Genomic DNA, 898 nt, shown 5'->3' with positions numbered 1-898 from the left:
CGCGGCGATGGCGTTCAGGCCAGACGGGCAAGCCGCCGCTCTGCCACACAACCGTGGGCTGAGCGGGTACCGGGGGCAAATATCCCCGACCGCCGACACCGCGGGTGACCGTGAGTTTTACCACCCCGGCCTCACCGGCAAGCGCAGCAACGCCCTCGTTAAGGGCAGCGTCCAGTCGGGATTCATCGGGCAGCGCAATGCCCAGTGCTCGCAGCCCACCAACCAGGCGGGCACGATGCCGCGGCCACAAGGGCTGTTCACCGGAGGCGGCCACGCGCACGGTTTCGAACACACCGTCTCCGTAGGCGAAACCGCGGTCACGGGGATTCAGTGGCATTACACCTTCTTGAACAGCAAGGTGCCGTTGGTGCCACCGAAACCGAACGAGTTGGACAGCGCGTAGTTGATGGTACGTTCCTGCGCCTGGTTCGCCACGAAGTTCAGATCGCAGCCTTCGTCCGGGTTATCCAGATTGATGGTGGGCGGTGCCACTGAGTCGCGTATGGCCAGAATGGAGAAAATCGCCTCCACTGCACCCGCCGCACCCAGCAGGTGCCCGATCATGGATTTGGTGGAGCTGACCGCCAGATTATGGGCATGGTCGCCAAACAGAGTTTTCACTGCCATGGCTTCCGCCACATCCCCCATTTGCGTGGAGGTGCCGTGGGCATTGATGTAATCCACCTGGGTCGGCTCGACACCGGCATTGCGAAGCGCATTGCGCATGGCCCGCATGGCGCCGTCGCCACCTTCCGCCGGGGAGGTGATATGGTAGGCATCATCACTCATGCCAAACCCTGCCAGCTCCGCATAAATCGTGGCGCCACGGGCCTTGGCGTGCTCGTACTCTTCCAGCACCACCGCGCCGGCACCATCGGCCAGCACGAAGCCATCCCGA

At 63.5% G+C, this 898-nt stretch carries 1 protein-coding gene and 1 pseudogene; both read right to left on the bottom strand.

Features of this window, described 5'->3' with window-relative positions:
* The coding region (locus A3730_RS02125; RefSeq protein WP_197477228.1) for an aminotransferase class IV at positions 1–337 on the bottom strand (337 nt) is incomplete at its 3' end.
* Positions 337–898: pseudogene (locus tag A3730_RS02120) on the bottom strand (beta-ketoacyl-ACP synthase II); the annotation flags it as partial. The pseudogene A3730_RS02120 and the gene A3730_RS02125, both read right to left, overlap by 1 nt.

The sequence above is a fragment of the Alcanivorax sp. HI0044 genome (assembly GCF_001634945.1).
Note: the sequence above shows the minus strand (reverse complement) of the source record. Positions and strands in the feature narration are given on the sequence as shown.